Below are 16,505 nucleotides of genomic sequence, written 5' to 3' on the forward strand. Positions count from 1 at the left end.
ATGCGACAGCTCATCGTGCACACGGCGGCACCCGATGGATCGTTCCTCGGCGTGGACTGGGGGTCGTTCGTCGTGGTGCTGCTGGTCGCCTTCGCGGCGACGACGGTCGTCGTCATCAGCTACGCGGCGGCCCTGCGTCTGTTGGCCGTCGGGGCTCCGCTCGACGCCGACGGGGCAGCGGCGAGCGTCCGGACCGGGCGACGTCCGCTCGCCGCGACGGTCGGAGCGGTCGTGTGCTTCGCCATCGGCGTCGCCGCTGTGGTCTACGGGATCTGGCTGATCGTCCCGCAGTTCCACTGACGACGCAGTGGGCCCGGCGCTACTTCTTGGTCGGTGACTTGACCGCCCACACCTGCTGACCGATCCCGAAGGCGGCCCATCCGTTCGGGCACTTGGACGATTCGGGCGGGATGCCCTGTACGGGCCACCAGCTGTCCTCGATAGGGGGCTTCGGCGTCGCGACGGAGCCGGAGCACACGTTCGGCGCGAGGAGGGTCTTCGACGTGTATGTCATGATTGCCGACCCGTTCTGGGTGTCGTAGTCGACGCGGATGACCGTGGCGTCGTCCGGCACGAAGGTCGGCGAACCGATGAGGGCCGTGTTCGAAGCCTTCATCTCCTTCGCCGTATCCCAGATCGCCGAGTCGACGTGAGGCTCGAACGCCGTCAGCACCGAGCATCCGGACAGAGCCAGGGCGAGTGCGGACGTCGTCGCGATGACTCCGGCGGTTCGGATGCGGGGCACGGCAGCTCCAGGGGAAAGGGACAAGGATCTCCTACGAGTGAACACTACGGAACTGAGTGGTTCATCGGTCGGAGGGATGATTCCGCGCGTCGTCGAGGCGGGCCGCCCGTAAATCTACCCGGTACGGCGTCTTTCCGCCGCCCAGCAGGGGAGTGCCCTCCGCGCGGTAGTGCTGCAACGCGATGTGCTCGTGGCCCACGGCAGGGTGCCCGCTGGCCCGCACGACCCGCCACCACGGCACGTCCGAGCCGTAGTACGCCATGACCTGGCCGACCATCCGGGCCGCACGCGACCCCAGTGTCGCCGCCACATCCCCGTAGGTCATCACGAGCCCGGGTGGGATCGCATCCACGACCTCGAGCACCCGCTCGACGAAGGATGCGCTCGCCGCGTCCTCCTGGTCGGGTTCCCGGTCAGAGATCGAGGGCACCGATCGTCTCGCCGTACTGGGTCTCGCCGACCGGCTGGAAGCCGCTGCGCAGGAAGAACTGCTCCGGTCCGAGCTCGCCCGACTCCCAGATCACGTAGAGACGCTGGTGTCCGCGTGCGCGCGCCTCGTCGGCGAGGGCCCGCACGGCGAACGTCCCGATGCCGCGTCCCTGGTCGTCGGCGTCGACGTTGATGCGCCAGAGGATCGCCTTGAACTCCTCGTGCTCGGCGTTCGGGTCGAAGTTGCCCATGATGAAGCCGACCACCTCGTCGCCGTCGAGCACGACGCGCTGCCACGAGGTGTTCGGGTCGGCGACCGCGGCCGCGGCCGAGTAGGAGACCGGAGCGATGAACTGCTCCTGGCCCGGCTTCAGCGTGAGCGCGTTCGCCGCCACAACGGTCCGCGCGCTCAACTCTTCCAGTCTCAACTCAGCCATGACGAAAGGGTAACGTGCGCGGGTGACCGGGGCATAGTCGCGCGGCACCCGACGATCCGCCGAGAGAAAATGTCTCGATGTCAAGATAGTTGTCGCGCTCGGGTAAGCTGTCGTCGGCGTAAAACGGCAGACACCCCAGGAGAACCATGGACAAGATCAAGGTTGACGGAACGGTCGTCGAACTCGACGGCGACGAGATGACACGCATCATCTGGAAGGCCATCAAAGACTCTCTCATCCACCCGTACCTCGATGTGAACCTCGAGTACTACGACCTCGGCATCCAGAAGCGCGACGAGACCGACGACCAGATCACGATCGACGCGGCCCACGCCATCCAGAAGCACGGCGTCGGCGTGAAGTGCGCGACCATCACGCCCGACGAGGCGCGCGTCGAGGAGTTCGGCCTGAAGAAGATGTGGAAGAGCCCGAACGGCACGATCCGCAACATCCTCGGCGGCGTGGTCTTCCGTGAGCCGATCATCATCTCCAACATCCCGCGACTGGTCCCCGGCTGGAACAAGCCGATCGTCATCGGCCGTCACGCCTTCGGCGACCAGTACCGCGCCACCGACTTCACGTTCGACGGCCCGGGCACCCTCACGATGAGCTTCCAGCCGGCCGACGGCGGCGAGGCCCAGTCCTTCGAGATCTACCAGGCGCCCGGCGCCGGTGTCGCGATGGGCATGTACAACCAGGACGCGTCCATCCGCGACTTCGCGCGCGCGTCGTTCAACTACGGCCTCGACCGTCAGTACCCGGTGTACCTGTCGACCAAGAACACGATCCTGAAGGCCTACGACGGCCGCTTCAAGGACCTGTTCCAGGAGGTCTTCGACACCGAGTACAAGGAGAAGTTCGACGCGGCCGGCCTCACCTACGAGCACCGCCTCATCGACGACATGGTCGCCTCCAGCCTCAAGTGGGAGGGCGGTTACGTCTGGGCCTGCAAGAACTACGACGGCGACGTGCAGTCCGACACCGTCGCGCAGGGCTTCGGGTCGCTCGGCCTGATGACCTCGGTGCTGACCACGCCGGACGGCTCGGTCGTCGAGGCGGAGGCCGCGCACGGCACGGTGACCCGCCACTACCGCCAGTACCAGCAGGGCAAGCCGACCTCGACGAACCCGATCGCCTCGATCTTCGCCTGGACGCGCGGCCTCGCGCACCGCGGCAAGCTCGACGGCAACCAGGACCTCATCGACTTCACGCACACCCTCGAGGACGTCGTCGTGAAGACGGTCGAGGAGGGCAAGATGACGAAGGACCTCGCGCTCCTCGTCGGCCCGGAGCAGAAGTTCCTCACGACGGAGGAGTTCCTGGACGCCATCAGCGAGAACCTGAAGGCGCGCCTGGGCTGATCCCCCTCTGACGCATTCGTGCCGAATGTGCGCTATCGCGACGCGAGAACGCACATTCGGCACGAATCGTTAAGGGGGTCACGGGTCAGCGGGCGGTCCAGCCGCCGTCGACGGCGAGGGTCTGGCCGGTGATCAGGGAGGCGGACGGGGACGCCAGGAACGCCACGGCTCCGGAGACCTCGCGCGGCTCGCCGATGCGGTGGAGCGCGGCGATGCGCTCGACGGTGTCGGCCCGGAAGGCGTCGTCCGAGAGCGCGGCGGACGTGCCGTCGGTCTCGATGAAGGTCGGCGCGACCGCGTTGACGCGGATGCCGTACTGTCCCCACTCGACGGCCAGGCAGCGCGTCAGGTGGACGACGGCGGCCTTCGCTGCGCAATAGGACGCCTCGCCGGGCAGCGCCACGAGCCCGGCCTGCGACGCGACGTTCACGATCGCGCCGCCTCCGTTCTCCCGCATGCTCTTCGCGACGTGCTGCGACAGGAAGAACGTGGAGCGCGTGTTGAGCTGCCAGACGTGGTCGAAGTCGTCCTCGGTGACCTCGAAGGCGGGGGAGTCGATCCCGCCACCGGCGTTGTTGACGAGGATGCCGATCGGACCGCCCTCCTCCGTCACCACGTCGATGGCCGCGCGGCAGGCGTCCAGATCGAGCACATCCATCCGGATCGCCACCGCGTCGACGCCGAACACGCGCAGCTCGTCGACCAGCCCGGCCGAGCCGCCGGGGTCGCGGACGCCGAGCACGACGTCGGCGCCCTGGCCGGCCAGTTCGAGCGCGATCTCACGGCCGAGGCCGCGGCTGGCGGCGGTGACGAGGGCGCGTGAACCGGTGAGCGCGAACGGGGCGCGGGTGGATGCGGCGGGGGCTTCTGTGACCATGGGGGGAGCCTAGCCCGGGCCGCGGCGCGAACCCCTCACCCGCCGCGGGCCTGCGTCTGAGGTTGGCGGGAAACCCCCGCGCGGCACGGCGACCGGCGGTCGTATCGTGGCCACCGCACGCCCCGGCGAGCCGTCGCATCCGGACGTGACCCTCACGACAGAAGGAGCTGCGACCATGAGCATCACCGACGACGCGCTGCGCGCCAACGCCACTCTCGCCGGCGACTACGACCCGGCGGGCGCGGGACCACCGGCGCCGAAGATCGCCATCGTCACCTGCGCCGACCCCCGCCTGAGCGGGGTGGTGCGGCTGATGGGGCTCGCGGACGCCGACGTCGACCTCATCCGCAATGTCGGGACGGTGATCGACGACGACGCGATGCGTTCGCTCATCGTCTCGACGCGGATGCTGGGAACGCGCGAGATCCTCGTCATCAATCACGACGACTGCGGCCTCTCGCGCTTCTCGGGCGACGAACTCGTCGAGCGCCTGAGGGCCGAGACCGGGAGCTATCCGATCGCGCCAGCGCAGTTCTTCACGTTCACGGACGCCGAGCGGAACACGCGGGAGCAGGTGCTCAAGGTCCGCTCGCACCCTTGGATCTCGCCGGACGTCCCGGTGCGCGGCTTCGTCTTCGGCGTCCGCACGGGTCGGTTGACCGAGGTGCTCGTCGAGGACCCCGTCGTTCCCGCGGCGGGCTGACGGGGTCGGGAGCCGACGTGCCGAGCACGGAGATGGAGGCCGCCCTGGCGGTCATGCGCGCCCGGCAGCGCGCCGCCGCAGCCGCTGTCGAGGCGGGCCAGGCGCAACCGACCCCGGACGAGGCGCGCGCCTCCTTCGTGCCGGGCGACACCCTCCACCCTCTTCCCGCTGACGTGCGGGTCACCGACGTGGATGCAGGCGGAGTGGCGGCGCACTGGCTGGATGTCCCCGGCGAGAACCGGACGAGCGTCCTCGTGTTCCTCCACGGCGGGGGATTCCAGCTCGGATCCCTCGCGAGCGACGGGGAGCTCGCCGCTCGACTCGGCCGGGCGGCGGGGATGCGCGTCCTCTTCGTCGACTACCGGCTGGCGCCGGAGCACCCGTTCCCTGCCGCGCTCGACGATGCTCGCACCGCGTGGGAGTGGCTCTGCGTCGCTCACGGCTCGCCGCCGATGTCTGTCGCATTCGCCGGGGACTCCGCGGGCGGGGGACTCGCGCTCTCGACCTTGGTCGCGGCGCGCGACGCCGGCGAGCCGCTGCCCGCCGCCGTCGTGCTGATGTCGCCGACGGTCGATCTGACCGGCTCCGGACCGTCGATGCGGGACCGTGTCGCCGAGGACCCGGTCTCGACGCCGCAGCTTCTCGCCCGGCTGGCAGTTGACTATCTCGACGGTGTGGACCCCCGCACGCCCGCAGCCTCGCCCCTGTTCGCATCGCTGGCGGGGCTCCCTCCGCTCCACATCGAGGTGGGGACCGCCGATCTGCTGCTGAGCGACGCGGAGCGGCTCGCCGCAGCGGCGACCGCCGCGGGGGTCGAGGTGCAGTTGGTGGTGGGGCAGGGACTCCCGCACGTGTTCCCGCTCCTGCTCGGGACGCCCGAGGCTCAGGATGCGACGGAGCGCATCGCCCGATTCCTCCGCGAGCGGGTGGAAGGGCTCTGAGCGTCCGGCCGCATCGCCGGTGTAACAACTTCGTTTCGTCTCTTGCAATTCATTTGTTCGTAAGCTTTACTAACAAACATGACGACGACCGAGGTGCAGGGAAGCGCCGGGGGACTGACCCCGGGGCGGGCACTCCGGCCGCGCGCCAAGGTGCTCCCCGAGCACGCTCGCAGCCACAATCGGTCGCTCGTGCTCCAGACCCTGTATCGGGATGGCCAGCGCAGTCGCGCAGACCTCGCCCGGGAGACGGGGCTCACCCGGGTGACGGTCTCCGACCTGGTCGCCGAGCTGCTCGCCGAAGGGCTCGTCATCGAGCTGGGCCAGCGGGAGTCGGCGCGACCCGGCAAGCCGGCCGTCCTCCTCGACATCGACCGCGCCGCGCACCAGATCATCGGAGTGGACCTCAGCGACCACGACCGTTTCCGCGGCGCGGTCATGGACCTGGACGGGCGCATCCTGGCCAGGGCAGAGGTCATGCTCGCGGACGGCGAGGGCGGCGAGTCCGCCACCGGCGAGTCCGCGGCCGCCAAGGTCGACGCCCTGGTCGACCGGCTGGTCGCCGCCACCACCGCACCCGTGCTCGGGATTGGCGTGGGCTCGCCCGGTGTCGTCGACCTGACCGGCACCATCTTGACGGCGCCGAACCTCGGCTGGGACGACCTCCCGCTGCAGCAGCGCCTCGCGGCACGCACGGGTCTGCCCGTCGTCGTCGCCAACGACGCCAACGCCGCGGCGCTCGCCGAGCACACGTACGGCGGAGCAGCGGGCGACATGATGCTCATCCGCGTCGGCCACGGTATCGGCGCGGGCCTCCTCGTCGCCGGCGCGCTCGTCTACGGCAGCCACTTCGCGGCGGGCGAGATCGGGCAGGTCATGGTCGGGACCGACCTGGGCCTCGAGACCACGTACAACCGCGACCAGGTGCTCGAGCACTGGCTCAGCGTTCCGCAACTGCAGCGCGGCATCCGCGACGCAGAGGCCGCCGGCGTCGACGCGACGCCGATCCTCCGCGAGGCGGGGCGGCGGCTCGGCATCGCCCTCGCGCCCGTCGTCGGCGCGCTCAACCTGTCGGAGATCGTGCTCAGCGGCCCGACCGAACTGCTCGACGGCCCCCTCGCCGAGGCGACCGTCCACACGCTCCGGAACCGGACCATGGCCCAGAACCATGCCGACCTGTCCCTCCGGATGACCACGCAGGGGCAGGACATCGTCCTCCGCGGCGCGGCCGTACTCGTCCTCTCCGGACAACTCGGGGTCTCTTAACACAGCACCACCCGAACCACGACCCCTGCACCGACGGTGTGCTGCACCTGCAGCCACTGACCACTACGAAAGGAACCAGCAATGAAGAGAAAGCTCGTCGGCCTCGCCGCTGTGGCAACAGCTTCCGCTCTCGTGCTCGCCGGATGCGCCTCGGGAGGCTCGACCGCCGCGAGCACCGACGGCAAGGGCAAGACGGTCACCCTGTGGCTCGTCGGGTCCGACACCCCGGACAAGCTCCGCGACTACCTCAAGACGGAGTTCAACAAGGAGACCGGAGCGACCCTCAAGATCGAGCAGCAGGACTGGGGAGACATCGTCACCAAGCTCACCACGGCCCTCCCGGACGCCAACAACACGCCCGATGTGACCGAGATGGGCAACACCCAGTCGCCCACCTTCACCAACGTCGGCGCCTTCCTCGACATCTCCGACATGTACAAGGACCTCGGCGGGAGCGACCTGCTGCCGTCCTTCGTCGAGGCCGGAAAGGTCGACGGCAAGAACTACACGCTGCCCTACTACTTCGGGTCGCGCTACATGTTCTACCGCAAGGACATCTACCAGGCCGCCGGGGTCAGCGTCCCCACGACGCTGGACCAGTTCAACACGAACGTGGCCGACATCACGGCGAAGAACCCGAAGGGGATCAACAACTTCTCCGGCTTCTTCCTCGGCGGCCAGGACTGGCGCGACGGCATCTCCTGGATCTTCGCCAACGGCGGGGACATCGCCAAGAAGGACGGCGACAAGTGGAAGGCCACCCTCGAGTCGGAGGAGTCGCTGAAGGGCCTCCAGCAGCTCCAGGACCTGTACAAGAACGCATCCAAGGCGCCGAACGACGCCAAGGACTCGAACCAGTACATCTACCTCAACGACACCGACCAGACGCTCGACGCCGACGGTAACAAGACGGGTGACACCTCCCTCGCGGCGGCCACCATCATGGCTCCGGGATGGGCGCACTGGTCGATCGGCGACCTCGGGAAGGGCGACGACGGCAAGCCGACGCGCACCTGGAACGACGCCACGTTCGGCACCTTCGTGCTCCCGGGTAACGACGGCAAGCCGGCCCCCGTGTTCGCGGGCGGCTCCAACATCGGCATCTCGGCGAAGACCAAGGAGCCGGGGCTGTCGAAGACCCTCCTGAAGATCATCTTCTCCAAGGAGTACCAGGAGATGCTCGGCAAGAACGGCCTGGGCCCGGCGAACGAGAAGTACACCTCCTCGCTCGGCGACGACCAGTTCGCGAAGGCGCTCATCGAGTCGGCATCCAACTCGAAGCTGACTCCGGCCGCACCCGGCTGGGCCTCGGTCGAGGCGGGCAACGTGATGGAGGAGTTCTTCTCCAAGATCCGTGACGCGTCCGACCTGAAGGCGCTCGCGCAGGAGTACGACAAGAAGATCGACGCGCTGCTCAACGTCAAGAGCTAGCGCTCAGCGATCGGCGAGGGCGCGGAGGCACCCCTTCCGCGCCCTCGTCGCTGCCCTCAGACTGACTCCGCAACACAGAAAGGAGGACGCCCGTGACCGCCACCGAGGACACCCGCCTCGCCCTCGCGACACCACCGGCACCGGCGCGGGACGCACCGCGCCGCCGCCGAGGGAAGCTCACGCCGTACTCCCTGCTGCTCCCGGCCATCCTCATCCTGCTCGTCGCGCTCGGCTACCCGATCGTGTGGCAGCTGATCACGTCGATGCAGCACTTCGGACTCGCCCAGCAGTTCGGCAAACCGGCCGAGTTCGTCTGGTTCGAGAATTACATCACGCTCTTCTCCGACGGTTACACCTGGGTCGTCGTCGGCCGTTCGATCGCCTTCTGCCTGGTCACCGCCTTCGTCACGGTCGTCATCGGCGTCGGGATGGCGCTGCTGATGAACGCGGTCAACAAGGTCGTGCGCATCATCCTGCAGGTCTCTCTGCTGCTCGCCTGGGCGATGCCGGTCGTCGCGGCCATGACGGTCTGGAACTGGCTGTTCGACTGGCGCCGTGGCGTCGTCAACTACGTGCTCACCTCGTGGGGGCTCGACTTCCAGGACCACAACTGGCTGCAGAACCCGCTCTCCTTCTTCTTCGTCGCGATGGTGATCGTGACGTGGATGAGCGTGCCCTTCGTCGCGTTCTCCGTCTACGCCGGACTGACCCAGGTCTCCACGGAGGTCGTCGAGGCCGCGCAGATGGACGGCGCGCGGGGATGGCAGCGACTGCGCTACATCATCCTGCCGATCATCCGGCCCGTGCTCGGCATCGTCCTGCTGCTGCAGATCATCTGGGACCTGCGCGTCTTCGCGCAGATCAAGCTGCTGCAGGACAAGGGCTCCATCGCCAGCGAGACCAACCTGCTCGGCACCTACATCTACCAGCTCGGGGTCGGCTCGAGCGACTTCGCGATGGCGAGCGCCGTCAGCGTCTTCGTGCTCGTGCTCACCGTGGCGCTCAGCTGGTTCTACGTGCGCTCCCTGCTCAAGGAGGACGAATCGTGACCACCGCGACCTCGACCCGGCCCGCCGCCGTGACGGCTCGGCCAAGGACCCGCCGGCGCATCCGCGCCTCCCGCGTGCTGCTCGGCGCGCTCGGCATCGTGCTCGCCCTGGTGTGGGTGTTCCCTGTGTACTGGATGGTGAACTCGTCGCTGCTGCCGAACGTCATCCTGCAGAACACCACGCCGACGTGGCTGCCGTTCGGCGGATCCTTCGACAACTTCTCCGCGGTCGTCGAGGGCGGGACGTTCTTCCCGGCGCTCGGGATGAGCGTCGCTGTCGCCCTCATCACCGTGGTGTGCTGCCTGGCGTTCGCGTTCTTGGCCGCGCTCGCGATCAGCCGGTTCAAGTTCCGCGGGCGTCGCTCGTTCGTGCTCGCCGTGCTGCTGATCCAGATGCTCCCGGCCGAGGGACTGTTCATCGCCCAGTACAAGCTGATGGGCACGCTGGGCCTGCTCAATACGGTCGTCGGGGTCAGCATCCTCTACATCGCCGCCGTCGTGCCCTTCACGATCTGGATGCTGCGCGGCTTCGTCGCCGGCATCCCCGCCGACCTCGAAGAGGCCGCCATGGTGGACGGCCTCAGCCGGACGCAGGCGTTCCTCCGGATCACCTTCCCGCTCCTCGCCCCGGGGCTGGTCGCCTCCGGCGTCTACGCCTTCCTGCAGGCCTGGAACGAGTTCACGGTGGCGCTCGTCATCCTCCCGCAGTCGAGCAGCGCGACGCTTCCGCTCTGGCTGCGCGGCTTCGTGCAGCAGTCCGCGTCGCGGGCGACCGACTGGGGACAGGTCATGGCGGCCTCCACGCTCGTGGCGGTGCCGGTGATCATCTTCTTCCTCATCGTGCAGGGCCGGATGACCAGCGGCCTGGTCAGCGGGGCGGTGAAGGGGTGAGTGGCGCGTCCGTCGCCCACACCGCCGTCGCCGATCCGGACCTCCGCCGCAGTATCGCGGCGACGCTGCTGCCCGGGTTCGTCGGGACGACGCTGCCCGCGTGGCTCGAGGAGCGCCTGCGCGGCGGCCTCGGCGGAGTGTGCCTGTTCGGGCAGAACATCGCCACCGCGGAGCAGCTGCGCGCGCTGACCGACGCGATCTACGCGGCCAACCCGGATGCGGTGGTCGCGATCGACGAAGAGGGAGGCGACGTCACCCGGCTGTACTACGGGAGCGGTTCGCCCTACCCGGGCAACGCCATCCTGGGCCGTCTCGGTGACGCCGGCTACACCGAGCGCGTGGCGCACCGGGTCGGCCAGGAGCTTCGGCGCGCGGGCGTGAACCTCGACTTCGCCCCGGACATCGACATCAACTCCAACCCGGACAACCCGGTGATCGGCGTGCGGAGCTTCGGCTCGACGCCCGAGGTGGTCGCCGAGCACGGCGCCGCCTGGACCCGTGGGCTGCAGTCCGCCGGCGTCGCGGTCGCCGCAAAGCACTTCCCCGGGCATGGCGACACCGGAACCGATTCTCACCTCGAGCTGCCCGTCGTCGACCTGTCGCCGCGGCAGCTGCGCGAGCGGGAGCTCGTCCCGTTCCGCGCCGTCATCGACGAGGGCGCCCGGGCGGTCATGACGTCGCACATCCTGCTCCCGCAGCTGGATGCGGTGCACCCGGCCACGCTCAGCCCCGCGATCATCGAGGGGATGCTGCGCGGCGAGCTCGGCTTCGATGGCGTCGTCGTCAGCGATGCGCTCGACATGCAGGGCGCCAGCGGTGAGCGCGGCATCCCGGAGGCGGCCGTGCTGGCGCTCGCCGCCGGCTGCGACCTGCTGTGCATCGGCACCGAGAACACCGACGAGGAACTCGCCGCGATCGAGCAGGCCATCGCCGACGCCGTTGCGGCGGGCCGCCTCCCCGCAGCCCGCATCTCCGCCGCGGCCGCCCGCGTCCGCGCCCTCGCCCGCTCTCTCCCGCCCGCTCCGCCCACCGTCGAGTCCGCGAATTCTGCACACGACGCGCCGGATGAGCGTGCAAAGTTTGCGGACTCGACGGTGGGACAGAGCCAGGTGCGGGAGGCGGATGTCGCGGCGGCGGAGCGCGCGTTCGACGTGAGCGAGCACGCGCGCGAGTGGCTGCGGGAGAACGGCGGCGGACGGTACTCGGTCGTCCGTATCGACACAGTCGCCAACATCGCTGTCGGGACGGCGCCCTGGGGGCCGTTCTCCGAGGTCGACGCTGACCCCGGAACCGCGTGGGCCGCAGCATTCACCGCCAACCCGGCGGTCGTCTTCACCGAGAACGACCACCCCGACCTGGTGCTCGCCGCGCAGTCCCCGGTGCTCGTCATCGGCAAGGACAACCACCGGCACGCGTTCGCCCGAGCCGCCATCGACCGGCTGCGCGCCGAACGTGAGCGCGTGCTGGTCGTCGATATGGGCTGGCCCAGTGACGACCGCGCGTACGCCGACATCGCGACCTTCGGCGCATCCCGCCTAGTCGGTCGCGCCCTCCTCGAACTGCTCGGACGCCGGACGTGAGGCTCGGGATCGACATCGGCGGCACCAAGACCGACGCGGTCGCCGTCGACGAGCTCGGCGCGCTCACCCAGCGGGTGCGCCTGGCGACCGGATTCGGGCATGACGCCGTCGTCGAGACCGCCGTGGCCGCTGTGTCGCGCATCGGCGAACTCACCGGCCTCGCGCCGGGCGGCTTCCAGTCGATCGGGATCGGCGTGCCCGGGATGGTCGACACCGTCTCCGGACAGGTCGCGCACGCGGTCAACCTGGGGCTCGAGCAGCTCGAGCTCGGCGGGATGCTCGCCGGCCGCCTCGGCGTCGGCGTCCGTGTCGAGAACGACGTGAAGGCCGCCGCTCTCGGTGCGTACCACCTGCTCGGCCTGACCGGCACGATGGCGTTCCTCAACCTCGGGACCGGGATGGCCGCCGGCATCGTCGTCGACGGACGGCTCTGGCGCGGGAGCACGGGCATCGCCGGCGAGATCGGACATCTGCCCGTCGACCCGCAGGGAGCCCTCTGCGCCTGCGGTCAGCGCGGCTGTCTGGAGACCGTCGCGAGCGGATCGGGCGTCGCCCGCCAGTGGCCGACCGACGACCCGCTGCCGGTGCGCGCGGTGTTCGCCGCGGCGGACGACGGCGACCCCGTCGCCCGAGCGATCACGGCTAGGCTGGCTGCGGGCATCGCCTCAGCGGTGCGCGTCCTCGTGCTCACCGTCGATGTCGGCACCGTCGTCATCGGCGGCGGTCTGAGCCACCTGGGGAAGCGCCTGCTCGACGACGTCCACGAGGTGCTGCACGACTGGGAGCGCACGTCGCCGTTCCTGGCGTCGCTCGACCTGCCCGGGAGGGTGCGCCTCGTTCCCGAAGGCACCCCCGTCGCCGCGCTGGGCGCGGCACTCGTAGGAGAGAACTGATGGCCGAAATCGTCGTCGTCCGCGACCAGGACGCCGCGGGCGAGCTCGCCGCGCGCAGCATCCTCGATCTGATCGCCGCCAAGCCCGATGCGGTGCTGGGCCTCGCGACCGGGTCCACCCCGCTGGCGGTCTACCGGGCCCTCGAGCATGGCATCCACGAGCGGGGTGTGGATGTGTCCCACGTGCGCGGGTATGCGCTCGACGAGTACGTGGGCCTGCCGGCCGGGCATCCCGAGTCGTACCGTGCGGTGATCACGCGCGAGGTCGTCGAGCCGCTCGGGCTGACGCCGTCGCTCATCCACGTGCCCAACGGGTCGCTCGACGGCATCGAGCACGCCGGAGCCGACTACGAGAAGGCGATCGCCGAGTCCGGGGGAGTGGATGTGCAGCTCCTCGGCATCGGGACCGACGGCCACATCGGGTTCAACGAGCCCGGCTCGTCGTTCGCGTCGGTGACCCGCGTGAAGACGCTGACCGAGCAGACCCGCAAGGACAACGCCCGCTTCTTCGCGTCGGAGGACGACGTGCCGATGCACTGCATCACGCAGGGGCTGTCGACGATCCTGCGCGCGCGGCATCTGATGCTGCTGGCGTTCGGCGAGGGCAAGGCGGAGGCCCTGGCGGGTGCGGTGGAGGGTCCGGTATCGGCCTCGAACCCGGGCTCCGCCATCCAGCTGCACCCGCACGTGACGGTCCTCGTGGACGAGCCGGCGGCCTCCCGCCTGCGCAACCTCGACTACTACCGCTACGCCTACGCGAACAAGCCCTCCTGGCAGACCCTCTGACCCCTTCCCAACCGCTCCGCCCCGCCGTCGAGTCGGCACAAACTGCACGCGAAACGCCGCCGGGGCGTGCAAAGTTCGCGTACTCGACGGCGGGGGAGACGGCGCGCGCGGACGTAGGGGATCGGGCGCGGTCAGGCGAGCGGGGCGCCGTCGGCGACGACGGCGGTGACACGCCAGTCGTGGTCGAGGAGGACCGCGTCGGCCACGTAACCGGCGTGCAGCCGTCCGAGGCGGTGGCCCTCGCCGAGCACGTGCGCGGGGGCCCGCGTCAGGGCGGCGACCGCGGTGACCGGGTCGAGCCCGGCGAGCGTGACCGCGTTCCGCAGCGCGACATCCTGGGTCAGCGTCGAGCCGGCGATCGTGTCGGTGCCGGAGAGCACGGCCAAACCGTTGTGGACGGTCACGTTGAGGCCGCCGAGCCGGTAGTCGCCGTCAGTGGCGCCGGCCGCGGCCATCGCGTCGGTCACGAGCGCGACGCGCCCCGGCGCCTCGCGGAACAGCAGCGCACCGACGGTCGGGTCGACGTGCAGCCCGTCGAGGATGAGCTCGAGCGTGACCTCAGGGTTGTCGATCGCGGCCAGGACGGGGCCCGGCGCCCGGTGGTGGATGCCCGGCATCGCGTTGAACGCGTGCGTGAGCAGCCGCGCGCCCACCTCGAAGGCACGGGCCGTCTCGGCGTACCCGGCGGTCGTGTGGCCGACGCCCACGACCGCACCGGCCTCGATCAGCACGCCGATCGCCTCCAGGGCGTTCGGCAGTTCCGGCGCGATGGTCGCCGTCCGGAGGGTTCCGCGGGCCGCGGCGATGAGCTCCTCCACGGCCTCCGGCTCGGGGTCGCGGAGGAAGCGGGCGTCGTGCGCTCCGCGTCGCTCCGGCGCGAGGAACGGGCCCTCCAGGTGCGATCCGAGCACCAGCGGGTCGCTCGCCGTCAGCTCGGCGACCACCGCGAGGCTCTCGCGCAGCGACGCCAGCGGGTTCGCGACGTGCGAGATCAGGGAGCGGGTCGTGCCGTGCGCGCGGTGCGTCGCGAGCGCGGCACGCATCTGGTCGATGCCGTCGTCGTAGGGGTGGCCTCCACCGCCGTGGCAATGCAGGTCGATGAAGCCCGGGGTCAGCCAGTGACCGTGCGCGTCTATGACGTGCGGCCCGGCGGTCGATGAGGCGTCGTCATCCGGGCCGCGCACCGCCTCGCGCCAGCCGGATCCGGTACCGGTCGCGGTGATGTGCGCTCCGTCGGTGACGAGCCAGAAGTCGTCGACCAGCCCATCCGCATCCACCTTGCGGGCGCTGTGGACGACGAGGCCGCTCATGAGAACTCGCGCCGTCCGTTGATCACGCCGCTGATGGTCGCGATCACCGCGAAGACGATGGCGACGACCGGCTGGCCGAGGTCCCACCAGGCGAACGCCGCGGAGCCCATCACGACGATCTCGACGATCGCCTTCACAAACGGGTCGACGTGCAGCACCGCGCGCGGCGAGCGGAACAGCGCCCACAGCAGGATGGCCACGACCGGAGCGCCGATACCGACGAGGAAGTTCCACGGCAGCGGCCAGGCCAGGAACCCCCAGATGCCGAGCGAGACGATGGCGAACAGCTCCAGGACGAAGCGCAGGATGTCGTTCGGCCCCACCGTGAGCCGGGCGTGCTGGTCGGGTGCTGAGGTCACCACGGCAGTCTACCGACGCGTCGTGGGGCTGAGACAGCGCGGCTCAACGGAAGATGATGGTGCGCGCGCCGTCGAGCAGTACGCGGTCTTCGGCGAACCACTTCACGGCCTGCGTCAGCGTCCGGCTCTCCTCGTCCTGTCCGATCGCGACAAGCTCCTGCACGGTGTTGCTGTGGTCGACCCGGACGACGTTCTGCTCGATGATCGGCCCTTCGTCGAGGTCGCTGGTGACGAAGTGGGCGGTCGCTCCGATCAGCTTCACGCCGCGCGCGTGCGCCTGGCGGTACGGGTTGGCGCCCTTGAAGCCGGGGAGGAACGAGTGGTGGATGTTGATCGCGCGCCCGGCGAGGCGCTCGCACAGCTCCGGCGAGAGGATCTGCATGTACCGGGCGAGCACCACCAGCTCGATGTCGTGCTCGTCGACCGCCTCGAGGATGCGCTGCTCGAACGCCGCCTTAGAGTCCGGGTCGGTGACGACCCGCGACTCGAAGGGGACGCCGTAGAACCCGGCGAGGTCGCTCAGGGCGTCGTGGTTGGAGAGCACGAGCGGGATCTCCACCGGCAGCTGGCCGGCGCGCTGGCGGAAGAGCAGGTCGTTGAGGCAGTGCGCGGCCTTGGACACGAGTACCAGCGTCCGGAGCGGACGGCCGACGTTGTCGACCCGGTGCGTCATCCCGAACTCCTCGATTACGGGGGCGAGCGCGCGCTCGAACTCGTCGCGTCCCGCCGCCGACTCGACCTGCAGCCGCATGAAGAAACGGCCGGTGTCGGTGCTCGCGAACTGCTGGCTCTCGGTGATGTTGCCGCGCGCGGCGACGATCGCGCCGCTGACCGCGTGCACGATCCCGGGGCGGTCGGAGCAACTGAAGGTGAGCACCCAGTGGTTGGAGGCGGAGGAGTCGGTCACCAGATCAGGGTAGCGGTCGGGGTGATAGCCTTGGTTGATATCCAAAATATGTCTGCATTAGGAGGCATTTGATGATGAAGCAAGTATCGGTGACCGTCGGTCTCGACGTGGACATCTACGAGACCCTCGAGCTCATGGCTCGCGGCGAGAGCCGGACGGTCGGTGAAGAGCTCGAATACATCGCGGGACGGGTCGCGGTGGGGGAACCTGTCGACCCGCGTCCGAACTACAAGAAGCTGGGCTTCGTGGAGTTCATCCGCAACCGGGTCGAAGCGATGGACGAATGATCCTGCTCGACACGAACGTCCTGTCGGAGTTCGCCCGCACGCTCCCGTTCGATCCGGTCGCCGCGGCGGAGTGCGCCACCATCAGATCGGTCCGGGAGGCGGCGGGCCGCCCGATCGCGCTCGCCGACGCCATGATCGCAGCAACGGCCCTCGCCGCCGAAGCCGACGCTGTGGCGACTCGCGACAAGGATTTCGCCGACGTCGGCGTCCCCGTCATTAATCCCTGGGCTGCCTGAGCGCGCCGCGGTTGACGCGCCG

At 69.6% G+C, this 16,505-nt stretch carries 20 protein-coding genes; 13 read left to right on the forward strand and 7 right to left on the reverse strand.

Translation table 11 applies throughout. The features are described from left to right. Nucleotides 1–300, forward strand: coding sequence for a hypothetical protein (locus tag BLR91_RS03755; protein WP_089876986.1), 300 nt, complete (start codon nucleotides 1–3; stop codon nucleotides 298–300). A 19-nt stretch (nucleotides 301–319) separates the two neighbouring features. Here BLR91_RS03755 and BLR91_RS03760 read toward each other — a convergent pair whose 3' ends face one another. From BLR91_RS03760 to BLR91_RS03770, 3 genes are all read right to left on the reverse strand, one after another. Continuing rightward, entirely contained in the window at nucleotides 320–745 is a 426-nt protein-coding gene (locus BLR91_RS03760) for a hypothetical protein (protein ID WP_018191882.1), read from the reverse strand. A 61-nt stretch (nucleotides 746–806) separates the two neighbouring features. Further along, nucleotides 807–1,175: an MGMT family protein gene (locus BLR91_RS03765; RefSeq protein WP_089876984.1), complete on the reverse strand. Its 369-nt coding sequence runs from the start codon at nucleotides 1,173–1,175 to the stop codon at nucleotides 807–809. Then, nucleotides 1,159–1,611 carry a GNAT family N-acetyltransferase gene (locus BLR91_RS03770; protein WP_026307266.1) on the reverse strand — a complete coding sequence of 151 codons (453 nt, stop codon included), beginning with the start codon at nucleotides 1,609–1,611 and terminating at the stop codon, nucleotides 1,159–1,161. Before BLR91_RS03770 ends, BLR91_RS03765 begins: the two co-directional genes overlap by 17 nt. 146 nt (nucleotides 1,612–1,757) lie before the next feature. Between BLR91_RS03770 and BLR91_RS03775 the strand changes: the two genes are divergently transcribed. Next, entirely contained in the window at nucleotides 1,758–2,972 is a 1,215-nt protein-coding gene (locus BLR91_RS03775) for an NADP-dependent isocitrate dehydrogenase (protein WP_018191879.1), read from the forward strand. Nucleotides 2,973–3,057: 85 nt separating this feature from the next. Here the strand turns inward: BLR91_RS03775 and BLR91_RS03780 are convergent, their stop codons facing one another. Further along, a complete protein-coding gene (locus BLR91_RS03780; RefSeq protein WP_089876982.1) occupies nucleotides 3,058–3,849 on the reverse strand; it encodes an SDR family NAD(P)-dependent oxidoreductase in 792 nt (263 codons plus the stop codon). A 175-nt stretch (nucleotides 3,850–4,024) separates the two neighbouring features. On the opposite strand from BLR91_RS03780, the gene BLR91_RS03785 reads away from it, so the two are divergent. The 9 genes from BLR91_RS03785 to nagB all read left to right on the forward strand — a co-directional run bounded on the left by BLR91_RS03785 (nucleotide 4,025) and on the right by nagB (nucleotide 13,384). Beyond that, nucleotides 4,025–4,552: a beta-class carbonic anhydrase gene (locus BLR91_RS03785; RefSeq protein ID WP_089876980.1), complete on the forward strand. Its 528-nt coding sequence runs from the start codon at nucleotides 4,025–4,027 to the stop codon at nucleotides 4,550–4,552. 17 nt (nucleotides 4,553–4,569) lie between these two features. Further along, complete coding sequence (locus tag BLR91_RS03790) at nucleotides 4,570–5,493, forward strand: alpha/beta hydrolase (RefSeq protein WP_090042392.1); 924 nt, start codon at nucleotides 4,570–4,572, stop codon at nucleotides 5,491–5,493. A gap of 78 nt (nucleotides 5,494–5,571) precedes the next feature. Next, entirely contained in the window at nucleotides 5,572–6,756 is a 1,185-nt protein-coding gene (locus BLR91_RS03795; protein WP_089876976.1) for an ROK family transcriptional regulator, read from the forward strand. Nucleotides 6,757–6,837: 81 nt separating this feature from the next. Continuing rightward, entirely contained in the window at nucleotides 6,838–8,187 is a 1,350-nt protein-coding gene (locus BLR91_RS03800) for an extracellular solute-binding protein (protein ID WP_089876974.1), read from the forward strand. Nucleotides 8,188–8,279: 92 nt separating this feature from the next. Then, nucleotides 8,280–9,236: a carbohydrate ABC transporter permease gene (locus BLR91_RS03805; RefSeq protein WP_020076992.1), complete on the forward strand. Its 957-nt coding sequence runs from the start codon at nucleotides 8,280–8,282 to the stop codon at nucleotides 9,234–9,236. After that, a complete protein-coding gene (locus BLR91_RS03810) occupies nucleotides 9,233–10,126 on the forward strand; it encodes a carbohydrate ABC transporter permease (protein ID WP_018191872.1) in 894 nt (297 codons plus the stop codon). The genes BLR91_RS03805 and BLR91_RS03810 overlap by 4 nt, the downstream gene beginning before the upstream one ends. Then, entirely contained in the window at nucleotides 10,123–11,706 is a 1,584-nt protein-coding gene (locus BLR91_RS03815; RefSeq protein ID WP_089876972.1) for a glycoside hydrolase family 3 protein, read from the forward strand. Before BLR91_RS03810 ends, BLR91_RS03815 begins: the two co-directional genes overlap by 4 nt. Beyond that, nucleotides 11,703–12,599: an ROK family protein gene (locus BLR91_RS03820; RefSeq protein WP_089876970.1), complete on the forward strand. Its 897-nt coding sequence runs from the start codon at nucleotides 11,703–11,705 to the stop codon at nucleotides 12,597–12,599. The genes BLR91_RS03815 and BLR91_RS03820 overlap by 4 nt, the downstream gene beginning before the upstream one ends. Further along, the gene (gene nagB / locus BLR91_RS03825; protein ID WP_089876968.1) at nucleotides 12,599–13,384 is read left to right on the forward strand and encodes a glucosamine-6-phosphate deaminase; all 786 of its coding nucleotides are present in this window, start codon (nucleotides 12,599–12,601) and stop codon (nucleotides 13,382–13,384) included. The genes BLR91_RS03820 and nagB overlap by 1 nt, the downstream gene beginning before the upstream one ends. A gap of 131 nt (nucleotides 13,385–13,515) precedes the next feature. Here the strand turns inward: nagB and nagA are convergent, their stop codons facing one another. The 3 genes from nagA to purU are packed head-to-tail and all read right to left on the reverse strand — an operon-like array spanning nucleotide 13,516 to nucleotide 15,960. Then, nucleotides 13,516–14,694, reverse strand: a complete 1,179-nt coding sequence (gene nagA, locus BLR91_RS03830; protein WP_089876966.1) for an N-acetylglucosamine-6-phosphate deacetylase — start codon at nucleotides 14,692–14,694, stop codon at nucleotides 13,516–13,518. Continuing rightward, nucleotides 14,691–15,053 carry a YrdB family protein gene (locus BLR91_RS03835; protein WP_231374461.1) on the reverse strand — a complete coding sequence of 121 codons (363 nt, stop codon included), beginning with the start codon at nucleotides 15,051–15,053 and terminating at the stop codon, nucleotides 14,691–14,693. Before BLR91_RS03835 ends, nagA begins: the two co-directional genes overlap by 4 nt. A gap of 43 nt (nucleotides 15,054–15,096) precedes the next feature. Continuing rightward, entirely contained in the window at nucleotides 15,097–15,960 is an 864-nt protein-coding gene (purU, locus tag BLR91_RS03840; RefSeq protein WP_089876964.1) for a formyltetrahydrofolate deformylase, read from the reverse strand. A gap of 71 nt (nucleotides 15,961–16,031) precedes the next feature. Between purU and BLR91_RS03845 the strand changes: the two genes are divergently transcribed. Together BLR91_RS03845 and BLR91_RS03850 are read left to right on the forward strand one after the other, a co-directional pair. Then, on the forward strand, nucleotides 16,032–16,247 hold the full coding sequence (locus tag BLR91_RS03845) for a hypothetical protein (protein WP_018191865.1): 216 nt from the start codon (nucleotides 16,032–16,034) through the stop codon (nucleotides 16,245–16,247). Next, nucleotides 16,244–16,483 (forward strand): PIN domain-containing protein, encoded by a 240-nt coding sequence (locus BLR91_RS03850; protein WP_089876962.1) that lies wholly within the window; start codon nucleotides 16,244–16,246, stop codon nucleotides 16,481–16,483. Before BLR91_RS03845 ends, BLR91_RS03850 begins: the two co-directional genes overlap by 4 nt. Nucleotides 16,484–16,505 lie beyond the last annotated feature (22 nt).

Source organism: Leifsonia sp. 466MF (assembly GCF_900100265.1).
Lineage (GTDB): Bacteria > Actinomycetota > Actinomycetes > Actinomycetales > Microbacteriaceae > Leifsonia.

Bases quoted from the DNA above. Each gene is read 5' to 3' on its own strand.
- BLR91_RS03755 (WP_089876986.1), top strand. From the start codon at position 1: ATGCGACAGCTCATCGTGCACACGGCGGCACCCGATGGATCGTTCCTC.
- BLR91_RS03770 (WP_026307266.1), bottom strand. From the start codon at position 1,611: ATGGCTGAGTTGAGACTGGAAGAGTTGAGCGCGCGGACCGTTGTGGCG.
- BLR91_RS03775 (WP_018191879.1), top strand. From the start codon at position 1,758: ATGGACAAGATCAAGGTTGACGGAACGGTCGTCGAACTCGACGGCGAC.
- BLR91_RS03780 (WP_089876982.1), bottom strand. From the start codon at position 3,849: ATGGTCACAGAAGCCCCCGCCGCATCCACCCGCGCCCCGTTCGCGCTC.
- BLR91_RS03785 (WP_089876980.1), top strand. From the start codon at position 4,025: ATGAGCATCACCGACGACGCGCTGCGCGCCAACGCCACTCTCGCCGGC.
- BLR91_RS03795 (WP_089876976.1), top strand. From the start codon at position 5,572: ATGACGACGACCGAGGTGCAGGGAAGCGCCGGGGGACTGACCCCGGGG.
- BLR91_RS03800 (WP_089876974.1), top strand. From the start codon at position 6,838: ATGAAGAGAAAGCTCGTCGGCCTCGCCGCTGTGGCAACAGCTTCCGCT.
- nagB (WP_089876968.1), top strand. From the start codon at position 12,599: ATGGCCGAAATCGTCGTCGTCCGCGACCAGGACGCCGCGGGCGAGCTC.
- nagA (WP_089876966.1), bottom strand. From the start codon at position 14,694: ATGAGCGGCCTCGTCGTCCACAGCGCCCGCAAGGTGGATGCGGATGGG.
- BLR91_RS03845 (WP_018191865.1), top strand. From the start codon at position 16,032: ATGATGAAGCAAGTATCGGTGACCGTCGGTCTCGACGTGGACATCTAC.
- BLR91_RS03850 (WP_089876962.1), top strand. From the start codon at position 16,244: ATGATCCTGCTCGACACGAACGTCCTGTCGGAGTTCGCCCGCACGCTC.